We start from the raw sequence: 8,834 nt of genomic DNA on the forward strand, positions 1-8,834 counted from the left end.
ATCGGGCGAGGACCAAACTGCACCGCCGGCGTACGTCGAACTGACAGAAATCGAAACACACCGTCGGTTCACGGAACTGAGTTACTGAAAAACGCACTTGGTACGACAACAGTCGCACCGAGGCGTCGGTGTCCGATTTATCGACACCACCCCGTTTCCGGATAGAACGGATTGATATATAAATTCTGCTGACGTTCTCATGTTTCGAGATGTGTCGTCGCGCAGACGACGCGACTCGGGGTCGTACAACGTGTCGAGACGTGTCCACACGTACACTCACCTGAGGCGGTCGATGTCGAGACGCGCGGAGTCTGAATCGCGGAGAGTCGTCAGTCGTCGAGCGCCAGCGACGCGAGCAGCGCCTCCAACTGCACCTGTTCGTTCGCACCCTCGGTGATACGGAAGTCAGCCTCGCCGATACGCTCCATGAGGCGAACCGCCGCACGGTCGTCGAGGTCGAACTCCCAGACGGAGCGATGCAGTTGGTCGATGATGTCGCCGCCGGCCATCCCGACGTCGGTGAGGAGGTGGTCGAGTTTCGAGCGGGCGGCCGCGAAGTCGCCGTCGAGCGCTCGCGTCACCATCTCCTCGATGTCCTCGGGGCGGGCGGTGGAGGTGATGGCGTAGACGGCTTCCTCGTCAACTTGTTCGCCGGTCGTCGCCGCCGCCTGCAGCGAGTTGATGCCGCGGCGCATGTCGCCGTTGGCCGCGTACACCAGCGCCTCCGCGCCGTCGTCGCTCAGGTCGATACCCTCCTCGTCGGCGATGTGGCGAACCGTCTCGTCGACGGCGGCGTCGCCCAACGGCGAGAACCGGAACACCGCACATCGGGACTGAATGGGGTCGATAATCTTCGAGGAGTAGTTACACGAGAGGATGAAGCGCGTGTTGTCGGCGAACTGCTCCATCGTCCGGCGCAGGGCGGACTGGGCGTCGTTCGTCAGCGAGTCGGCCTCGTCGAGAAAGATGATGCGGTAGTCGTGGCCGCCGAAGGAGGCGCGTGCGAAGTTCTTGATTCGGTCGCGGACGACGTCGATGCCGCGTTCGTCGGAGGCGTTGAGTTCGAGGAAGTTGCCCCGCCAGTCGTCGCCGTACACTTCGCGGGCGATAGCGGTGGCGCAGGTGGTCTTGCCGACGCCGGCCGGTCCCGCGAACAGCAGGTGCGGTAGGTCGCGCTGTTCGATGTAGCTCTGGAGGCGTTCGACGATACGGTCCTGTCCGACCACCTCGTCGAGCGTCTGCGGGCGGTACTTCTCTATCCAGATTTCGCGGCCCGGCGTACCCTCGGCCTCACTCATACCTTAGAGAGGAGTCGGTCGCCCCATAAACTCCCCGAGACGACGGCGCAGTTTCGTCGAAGGCGGCGGACGGAAACGCTGAAACCGACCCGGGACCCATCGCGGATATGGACGTGAGCGTAGAGGTCGTCGGTGAGGAGCGTCACGAGGTCGCCGTCGACGACGACGCGACGTACGCCGACTTGGTTTCGGCGGTCGACCTCAGCCCCCACGAGGTGTCGGTGCTGGTCGACGGTCGACCGGTGCCCGAGGACCAACCCGTCGAAGCCGACCGGGTGAAGGTGCTTCGACTCATCAAAGGCGGCCGAACGTAACGCGACACAGGAGGTCGGTACGACGCGGTAACAGGAGGAACGATGCACCGATGTCGTGATATCGACAGCGCTGAGTCCGAGAAACCCCGAATACGTTTGACTCGGATCGACGGACACGGACGATTCCGCCCCCAGACTTTTCGCGCTTCTCGTCGGACTAGCAGGTATGAGTGCCAGCGCGGACCTCGACTTCGAACTGCCGAACGTCGGTCCCGGTCCGGACCCGCTCACGCTCGGCGGACTCGCCGAGACGAACGAAGCGGTGGTTATCCTGCTTCAACGCGACTTTCACTGCGGCAACTGCCGCCGCCAAGTGAAAGCTGTCACGGAGCGCTACGGCGAGTTCAGAGAGCGCGGTGCGGAGGTCGTTTCGGTGCTTCCGGAGTCACCCGGGCGCGCCCGCGACTGGCTTCGAGACGGCGCGTCGTTCCCGCTGGTCGCCGACGAGGGAAGTCAGGTCGGAGACAGACTCGGCCAGCGCGTCCGATTCGGCGCGGTTGGCCGCTTCCACGATTATCTGGGTCGGATGCCGAGTACGGTTATCGTCGACCTAGGTGACGGCCGACCCAGACGCAGTTACGTCCACCGCGGCACCTCCCCGTGGGACCGACCGACCGTCGACGACCTGCTCACCGAACTCGACCGCCTGTGAGCGGCGACGAGCAGGATTTTGCGATTAGAGCCGCCACAACCGACGAATTCGTCGACGTGATGCGCGTGCTCGACGGAGCGGTGCTCGAAATCGACGCCGAGAAAATCCAACACCGACTCGGCACCGACTCGGTACTCGTCGCCGAGCGAGGCGGCCACGTCGTCGGCGCGCTCGTCCGCGATGGTGACCACGTCGAAGCCGTCGCAGTTCGGCGACAGCATCGAAACAGCGGCGTTGGGGCGGCGCTCGTCCGTCGGGCGCTGGAGCGAACCGGCCGCCTCACCGCCGAGTTCGACCCGCAGGTGCGCGAGTTCTACGAGTCGTTGGAGTTCGAGATACGCGAGCGAGACGGACGGTTGTGGGGCGAAAAACGGGTGCGCGATTAGCTATTGCTCCGACCGTCTTCGCGGGCGGCTTCCAGGACCGTCACGGTCGGTGCGCACAGACAGACGGCCGACGCAGGACAGAGTTCGGCGAACTGGGTCGTCTCTCGTATCGCCTCAGGTGCATCGCTGCGCTCACAGTGTTCGAACCCGAGCGACTCGAAGTAGTCCGACGCAGTCTCGGTCAGAAGATACAGCGTCTCGACTCCCTCTGTTGCCGCGTGTTCGGCGGCGGCAGCCGTGAGCGCCCGCCCGTGTCCCGACCCGCGGGCACTCTCGGTGACGGCTACCGAGCGGAGGAGCGCGGCGTCTCCGTGTAGTTCGACTCCGCTGGCACCCACGGGCTCAGGGTCGTCGGCGGCGATAGCGACGAAGAACTGCGCGGGCGCAGTCGGAACGTCGTCGGCCGGGAGGCCGGTCCGTCGGAGTAACGACGCGACAGCGTCGAGGTCAGACTTCGAGGCCGGCCGAATCGTGCGGGTCCGAGACATCGCTCGCTTCAGACGAACGAGCCGACGAGTTGGCGACCTTCGCCGAGCAGTTCGGCGACGTTGTCGGCGCTGTCGGATTCGGCGTAGACGCGCATCTTCGGTTCCGTTCCCGAGGGACGAACGAGCAGCCACGACCCATCTTCGAGCAGCAGTTTGAACCCGTCGAGCGTGACGACGTTCGCCACCTCGCGGCCCGCGACTTCGTCGGGAATCTCGTCGGAGAGGTCGTTCAGGACGCGCTGTTTCTCCGAGTCGGGGCAGTCGACGCTCACCTTGTTCGCGTGAATCTCGCCGTGTTCGGCTTCGAGACGGTCGACGCGCGAGTCGAACGACTCCTCGGCGGCGACAGCAGCAGCAAGAAGCGAAATCAGGACGCCGTCTTTCTCACGGATGTGGCCGCGGACGCTGAAGCCACCCGACTCCTCGCCGCCGACGAGCGCGTCGTGTTCGCCCATCGCTTGCGCGACCCATTTGAAGCCGACCGCCGTCTCGACGACTTCCTCACCGTGAGCCTCGGCGATGCGGTCGATGAGGAACGTCGTCGACACCGTCCGAACCGCCGGCCCGGAATCCTCCTCTAACAGCGCATCGTACAGCGCCGCGAAAAAGAGGTTCTCGTCGAGGAAGCCGCGTTCGGGCGTGACGACGGCGAGGCGGTCGGCGTCGCCGTCGTTGGCGACGCCGAGCGCCGCGTCGTGTTCGGAGACTGCCGAAACGAGGTCATCGAGGAGTTCCTCGCTCGGTTCCGGCGATTCGCCGCCGAACGTCGGGTCGTCGTCACAGCGGAGGCGGATTACCTCTGCGCCGACCGATTCGAGCAGTGCGTCGGTGACGCCACGACCGCTGCCGTGCATGGCGTCGTAGACGATTTTCGTCCCGGTGAGGTCGGCTTCGACGAGTTCGCGCGCGTGGTCGGCGTGGTCGGAGACGAAGTCGACGCGCGTCACGTCGCCGCGGTCGTCGACAGGGTCACGCGGTTCGGCGAGTCGTTCTTCGACGGCTTCGGTCACCTCGGGCAACGCGGGCGCGCCGTCGTCGGGGATGAACTTCACGCCGTTGTACTCCGGCGGGTTGTGTGACGCCGTCACCATCAGTGCGCCCGAGAGGCCGCGGGAGACGATGTTCCACGCGAGAACGGGCGTCGGGCAGTCGCGTTCGGGCAGGAGTACGTCGAAGCCGTTGTCGGCGAGCACTTCGGCGAGACTCTCGGCGAACCCCGGCGAGGACTCGCGGGCGTCGTAGCCGACGGCGACGGGGTCGTCGTACCCCTCGTCGCGGAGATAGTCGGCGACGGCCTGTCCGACGATGCGGACTCGGTCGTCGGTGAACGTGTCGAGCGTCGCTCGCCACCCGTCGGTGCCGAATGAGATTGCGTCCATACCGCTACGTCCCCGGGGGCGGCCAAAAAACCACCTGCAGATTCGAATCGATACCGGCCGAGAGCGGTCAAGACCAGCTATCGGGGTGTCAGCGAGCGAGAGAGACGAGCGCCCGTTCAACGGCCTTTTGAGCGTCGGAGCCGAACTGCAAGCAATGACACGCGTCGTTGCAGTGTCCGGGAGTCGCCGCGACGGAAGCTACACCCGCGAGGCACTGAAGTACGCTCTGAACGCCGCCGCCGACGTCGGCGTCGACACCGACCTCATCGACCTCGGTGCGGTCGACCTCCCGCTGTATCACCCCGACGAGGACGAGCAAGGCGAGTCCGCCGACCTCATGCGCCGGATGCGCGAGGCCGACGGTGTGCTTCTCGGGTCGCCCGTCTACCACGGGTCGTACTCGTCTACGTTTCGTAGTTTCCACGACTACTGCTCGTTCGAGGAGTACGAGGACACCGTCGTCGGCCTCTTGGCGACGGCCGGCGGTGGCTCCTACGGCAGCACGCTCGAACACATGCGAAGCACGGTTCGCGGTGTCCACGGCTACGTCGTCCCGAATCAGGTCGGCATCCGCAAGGCCTACGAGAAGTTCGAAGACCGAAGCGAACCCGCGACGAACGGGCAACCGGCGTACGAACTCGTCGACGAGGACATCGAACAGCGTATCGAGAAACTCGGGCGAACGGTGGCCGAACACGCGACGCAACTGAGTGCCGGAAACAGTCCGTTCGCCAGTGAGTAGACCGACCACTTAGGTCCGTTACTCGTCGTCGACGAGTCGCTCTTTCTGTCGCCGCGAGAGCTGTTTGATGGCGTACTCGCGGCTCATCGCCGCCGACTTGGATTCGTACGTCTCCGAGTGGACGAGTTCGACGGGCGTCCGCCCGCGGGTGTACTTCGCGCCGTCGCCGGCGTTGTGCTCGGCGACGCGTCGCTGCACGTCCGTCGTGTAGCCGGTGTAGAGACTGCCGTCGGCGCACTCGACGACGTAGACGTAGTGCACGAGTCGAGACAGAGAGCCGCGGCGCTAAACGGCGTCGGTTCGTCGGAGAAGGCTTCGCGTGGTGGTTATCGATTCGTTACCCGACAGTGGTTACGCATTGCGGGCGCGATGTCGTGCGACTTCCGCGATACCGGCGTTCGCCGAGCAAGCTGGACAGGCCATGAGACGCCCGTACTCGTCGGCAAACACCCTCGCGAAACGTTCGGAGACGTGCGACCCGCAGTGGTCGCAGGTTGGCATTGTTCGGGTCCGGCATCCACCAGTCAGCCGGTATCTCGTAGTACGAGACCGAGCCACATGAAGGTGTTGTGCGGACGCACCGAACGAGAGACCGAAACGCCGCCAGAGCGTTCCGTCTACGAATAATTTCGACCGTCCGAACGGTTACGTTCGGCGGGCCGCGTCGATAGCCTGTGCGACGAGTCCGGCCTGCGCGCCCGCGACGAACCCGGCGTCGACGTTGACCACAGACAGCACCGAACACGACTGGAGCATGCCTGCAAGCGCCGCGTCGCCCTCGCCGCCGTAGCCGTAGCCGACCGAGACGGGGAGAGCAATGACGGGAGCGTCGACCATCCCGGCGACGACGGTCGGCAGCGCTCCTTCGCGTCCGGCGGCGACGATGAGCACGTCGGCCGCACGGAGTGCCTCCCGTTGGTCGAGGACGCGGTTGATGTTGGCAACGCCCACGTCGTCGATACGGTCGATTGTCGCCCCCATCTCTCTGAGTACCGCTGTCGCCTCGCCCGCCGCAGCAGCGTCGGAAGTGCCGGCGGTGACGACGGCCACTCTCGCGTCGAGCGACGGCGGTTCGTGGTGCGGCGCGCGCGCGACGAGGGTTCGTGCGCGTTCGTCGGTGTCGACAGTTGCGTCGGCGACCGCCGCGTCAACGCGCGTGCGGACCGCTTCGACCGTCGCCTCGTCGGCGCGGGTGACGAGCGCTCGGCCCGTCGTCTCGACGGCGGTGAGCACGAGTGATGCCGTCTCGTCGGGCGTTTTTCCATCCGCGAGAATCGCTTCGGGGATGCCGCGTCGGTCCTCGCGGGCGGCGTCGAACCGCCCGGCGTCGGTGCTGGCGTAGCCCGCCAACCGGGCTTCGGCGGCCGCCGGTGAGAGCTCACCCGCGGCGACCGACTCCAGAATGTCTCGCATAGCCGACGCTCCGCCCGCAGGGCACTCGTAACTGTCGTTTCCGGCCCATCGACCCCGTAGTACTTAAATCCAACGGCGGATTTGGGCGCGAACGACCGCGAGGGGGTCTGACGGCACGATTTGGGAAATCTTATTAATAAGGCCCCGGTAGCCACGCTTGCATGGCAGACCTTATCGTCAAGGCAGCTGTTAAGGAAGCGCTCGATGACAAAAACGTCGCATCGGACTTCTACGACGCGCTCGACGAGGAAGTCAAAGAGCTTCTCGACGACGCCGCCCGTCGCGCCGAGGCAAACGACCGAAAGACGGTCCAGCCGCGCGACCTCTAAGTCCGGCGACTAGCCCACCATTTTTTGGCGCTCACATCGGATAGCGGCGGCGCTCGCCGTTGAAACGGTGACTAGAAACTAACCACACTGAGAGCGACCGGACCGAGAGCGGCCGAACCAGCAACAGCGGAACGGAAAAACGCCACCCGAGCTATCGCGTCCGAACATCGACGCCGTCGTCGGTTCCGACGTGAATCTCGTCGGCGAGGCCGACGAACAGACCGTGTTCGACGACGCCGGGTATCGACGAGAGCGTCCGCGAGAGCGCCGTCGTGTCGGTTATGTCGCCGAACTCGCAGTCCAATACGAAGTTGCCGTTGTCGGTGACGACGGGGCCGTCTTTGCACTCGGCCTCTCGGAGCGTCGGAGCACCGCCGGCGTCGCCGACGGCCGCGGCGACGGTGGAGCGTGCGTCCGGGAGCAGTTCGACAGGAACCGGGTGCGACAGCGTCTCGGCGACCTTCGAGGGGTCGGCGACGACGACGAACCGGTCGGCGAACGCGTCGACCACTTTCTCGCGGGCGTGGGCCGCGCCACCGCCTTTCACGAGGTCGAACTCCGCCACTTGGTCGGCGCCGTCGATGGCGATGTCGACGGCGTCGACTTCGTCGAGCGTCGTGAGCGGGATGCCGGCGTCGCGGGCGAGTTGCCGCGACGCGAACGACGTCGGCACACCGCGCACGTCGAGTCCGGCGTCGACTTTTCGACCGAGCGCTCGAATCGCGTGTGCCGCCGTGCTTCCGGTGCCGAGTCCGACGACCATCCCGTCTAAAACGAGGCCGGCCGCACTCTCGCCCGCGCGTCGTTTCGCGTCGTCGCTGCCGCCGGTCGTCTTCATACCAGTGGCTTCGGCGACGGCGACAAAAACGCTCCGGGGTTCCGCGCTCTCGAACGATACCCCGAGCCTTGTCGACAGCGAGAGTCGTCTCCTCGTGTGAATGTGTCCGGACGGAGATTCCGTCCGTGGAGTCAGTCAGCGTCGCCGACGATTTATCAACCGCCTGACCTATATAGTCGCACACGAAACCACGGGTGGATAGCCAATGACCGACATCAGGAGCGGATTCGTCACCCAGACACACACCGGCGACGTGACAGCATCCGACGCCGTCGAACAGGCCAACGCGTTCGGCTTCGACTTCCTCGAACTGTACATGGACGGAGCCACGGCGCGAACCGAACTCGACCGGGAGAAATTCACGGCCGACGTCGCCGAGGCGGGCTTGGATTTGCTCGTCCACCTCCCGTTCGTCGACTTGGACCTCGGGACGCCACGTGACGGCGTTCGGGACGCGGCCCTCGACGAACATCGTGCGTGTCTCGACACCGCCGCGGAGCTAGACGCAGAGAAAGCCGTCCTCCACGCGAGCACGCACGCGACGTACCCCGAGTGGGACGCCGAGACGACCCATCCGCGGATGCTCGACGCGATACGGCAGTTGGACGACCACGGCCGAGCGGTCGGTGTCGAAGTCTGCGTCGAGAACCTCCCAGGGGTGTCTTTCACCGTCCACGAGTTCGACCGTGTTTTCGCGGAGACAGACGCCTCGATGACGTTCGACACCGGTCACGCCCGCGTCGACGGGATGGACGCCGAGGCGTCGGCGGCGTTTCTCGACGACCACCGTGACCGCGTCTCGCACGTTCACGTCAACGACGCCCGCGGCGCGATGGACGAACACGTCCCGACCGGGTCGGGGACGACGGAGTTCGAGACGATTCTCGCACCGCTTCGTGAGAACTGGAACGGCACCGTCTCCGCGGAAGTGTACACGTTCGACGCCGACTATCTCGAACTCAGCAAGCGGAAACTCGACGAGGTACTCGCCTGAG

At 65.4% G+C, this 8,834-nt stretch carries 13 protein-coding genes; 6 read left to right on the forward strand and 7 right to left on the reverse strand.

What is annotated here, in order from left to right; translation table 11 throughout:
- Positions 1-329: 329 nt before the first annotated feature.
- On the reverse strand, positions 330-1,298 hold the full coding sequence (locus tag AUR64_RS17295; protein WP_058583218.1) for a replication factor C small subunit: 969 nt from the start codon (positions 1,296-1,298) through the stop codon (positions 330-332).
- A gap of 107 nt (positions 1,299-1,405) precedes the next feature.
- On the opposite strand from AUR64_RS17295, the gene samp2 reads away from it, so the two are divergent.
- The 3 genes from samp2 (at position 1,406) to AUR64_RS17310 (ending at position 2,650) form a co-directional block, all read left to right on the forward strand.
- Positions 1,406-1,612 (forward strand): ubiquitin-like small modifier protein SAMP2, encoded by a 207-nt coding sequence (gene samp2, locus AUR64_RS17300; RefSeq protein WP_058583219.1) that lies wholly within the window; start codon positions 1,406-1,408, stop codon positions 1,610-1,612.
- Positions 1,613-1,778: 166 nt separating this feature from the next.
- Positions 1,779-2,264: a redoxin domain-containing protein gene (locus AUR64_RS17305; RefSeq protein ID WP_058583220.1), complete on the forward strand. Its 486-nt coding sequence runs from the start codon at positions 1,779-1,781 to the stop codon at positions 2,262-2,264.
- Positions 2,261-2,650 (forward strand): GNAT family N-acetyltransferase, encoded by a 390-nt coding sequence (locus tag AUR64_RS17310; protein ID WP_240479629.1) that lies wholly within the window; start codon positions 2,261-2,263, stop codon positions 2,648-2,650. Before AUR64_RS17305 ends, AUR64_RS17310 begins: the two co-directional genes overlap by 4 nt.
- On the opposite strand, the gene arsN2 is transcribed toward AUR64_RS17310, so the two are convergent.
- Entirely contained in the window at positions 2,647-3,138 is a 492-nt protein-coding gene (gene arsN2 / locus AUR64_RS17315; RefSeq protein ID WP_058583221.1) for an arsenic resistance N-acetyltransferase ArsN2, read from the reverse strand. The two genes, AUR64_RS17310 and arsN2, sit on opposite strands and share 4 nt — an antisense overlap.
- A gap of 8 nt (positions 3,139-3,146) precedes the next feature.
- On the reverse strand, positions 3,147-4,517 hold the full coding sequence (locus tag AUR64_RS17320) for a phosphoglucomutase/phosphomannomutase family protein (protein WP_058583222.1): 1,371 nt from the start codon (positions 4,515-4,517) through the stop codon (positions 3,147-3,149).
- 154 nt (positions 4,518-4,671) lie between these two features.
- Here AUR64_RS17320 and AUR64_RS17325 point away from each other — a divergent pair, with 154 nt between their 5' ends.
- Positions 4,672-5,259 (forward strand): NADPH-dependent FMN reductase, encoded by a 588-nt coding sequence (locus AUR64_RS17325; protein ID WP_058583283.1) that lies wholly within the window; start codon positions 4,672-4,674, stop codon positions 5,257-5,259.
- Between the two features lie 18 nt (positions 5,260-5,277).
- Here the strand turns inward: AUR64_RS17325 and AUR64_RS17330 are convergent, their stop codons facing one another.
- The 3 genes from AUR64_RS17330 to larB all read right to left on the reverse strand — a co-directional run bounded on the left by AUR64_RS17330 (position 5,278) and on the right by larB (position 6,672).
- Positions 5,278-5,520, reverse strand: coding sequence for a GIY-YIG nuclease family protein (locus tag AUR64_RS17330; RefSeq protein ID WP_058583223.1), 243 nt, complete (start codon positions 5,518-5,520; stop codon positions 5,278-5,280).
- Positions 5,521-5,610: 90 nt separating this feature from the next.
- Entirely contained in the window at positions 5,611-5,760 is a 150-nt protein-coding gene (locus tag AUR64_RS21445) for a DUF7563 family protein (RefSeq protein ID WP_425490661.1), read from the reverse strand.
- 144 nt (positions 5,761-5,904) lie between these two features.
- Positions 5,905-6,672, reverse strand: coding sequence for a nickel pincer cofactor biosynthesis protein LarB (gene larB / locus AUR64_RS17335; protein WP_058583224.1), 768 nt, complete (start codon positions 6,670-6,672; stop codon positions 5,905-5,907).
- Positions 6,673-6,833: 161 nt separating this feature from the next.
- On the opposite strand from larB, the gene AUR64_RS17340 reads away from it, so the two are divergent.
- Positions 6,834-7,001 (forward strand): DUF1931 family protein, encoded by a 168-nt coding sequence (locus AUR64_RS17340; RefSeq protein WP_058583225.1) that lies wholly within the window; start codon positions 6,834-6,836, stop codon positions 6,999-7,001.
- A 151-nt stretch (positions 7,002-7,152) separates the two neighbouring features.
- On the opposite strand, the gene rpiA is transcribed toward AUR64_RS17340, so the two are convergent.
- Positions 7,153-7,839 carry a ribose-5-phosphate isomerase RpiA gene (gene rpiA / locus AUR64_RS17345; protein ID WP_058583226.1) on the reverse strand — a complete coding sequence of 229 codons (687 nt, stop codon included), beginning with the start codon at positions 7,837-7,839 and terminating at the stop codon, positions 7,153-7,155.
- Positions 7,840-8,044: 205 nt separating this feature from the next.
- Between rpiA and AUR64_RS17350 the strand changes: the two genes are divergently transcribed.
- The gene (locus tag AUR64_RS17350; protein ID WP_058583227.1) at positions 8,045-8,833 is read left to right on the forward strand and encodes a sugar phosphate isomerase/epimerase family protein; all 789 of its coding nucleotides are present in this window, start codon (positions 8,045-8,047) and stop codon (positions 8,831-8,833) included.
- Position 8,834 lies beyond the last annotated feature (1 nt).

The sequence above is a fragment of the Haloprofundus marisrubri genome (assembly GCF_001469955.1).
Lineage (GTDB): Archaea > Halobacteriota > Halobacteria > Halobacteriales > Haloferacaceae > Haloprofundus > Haloprofundus marisrubri.

What these genes read in the sequence shown, in the direction of transcription:
- AUR64_RS17350 (WP_058583227.1), top strand. Translation starts at nt 8,045, where the DNA reads ATGACCGACATCAGGAGCGGATTCGTCACCCAGACACACACCGGCGAC.
- arsN2 (WP_058583221.1), bottom strand. Translation starts at nt 3,138, where the DNA reads ATGTCTCGGACCCGCACGATTCGGCCGGCCTCGAAGTCTGACCTCGAC.
- AUR64_RS17305 (WP_058583220.1), top strand. Translation starts at nt 1,779, where the DNA reads ATGAGTGCCAGCGCGGACCTCGACTTCGAACTGCCGAACGTCGGTCCC.
- AUR64_RS21445 (WP_425490661.1), bottom strand. Translation starts at nt 5,760, where the DNA reads ATGCCAACCTGCGACCACTGCGGGTCGCACGTCTCCGAACGTTTCGCG.
- AUR64_RS17320 (WP_058583222.1), bottom strand. Translation starts at nt 4,517, where the DNA reads ATGGACGCAATCTCATTCGGCACCGACGGGTGGCGAGCGACGCTCGAC.
- rpiA (WP_058583226.1), bottom strand. Translation starts at nt 7,839, where the DNA reads ATGAAGACGACCGGCGGCAGCGACGACGCGAAACGACGCGCGGGCGAG.
- AUR64_RS17295 (WP_058583218.1), bottom strand. Translation starts at nt 1,298, where the DNA reads ATGAGTGAGGCCGAGGGTACGCCGGGCCGCGAAATCTGGATAGAGAAG.
- AUR64_RS17325 (WP_058583283.1), top strand. Translation starts at nt 4,672, where the DNA reads ATGACACGCGTCGTTGCAGTGTCCGGGAGTCGCCGCGACGGAAGCTAC.
- AUR64_RS17340 (WP_058583225.1), top strand. Translation starts at nt 6,834, where the DNA reads ATGGCAGACCTTATCGTCAAGGCAGCTGTTAAGGAAGCGCTCGATGAC.
- larB (WP_058583224.1), bottom strand. Translation starts at nt 6,672, where the DNA reads ATGCGAGACATTCTGGAGTCGGTCGCCGCGGGTGAGCTCTCACCGGCG.
- samp2 (WP_058583219.1), top strand. Translation starts at nt 1,406, where the DNA reads ATGGACGTGAGCGTAGAGGTCGTCGGTGAGGAGCGTCACGAGGTCGCC.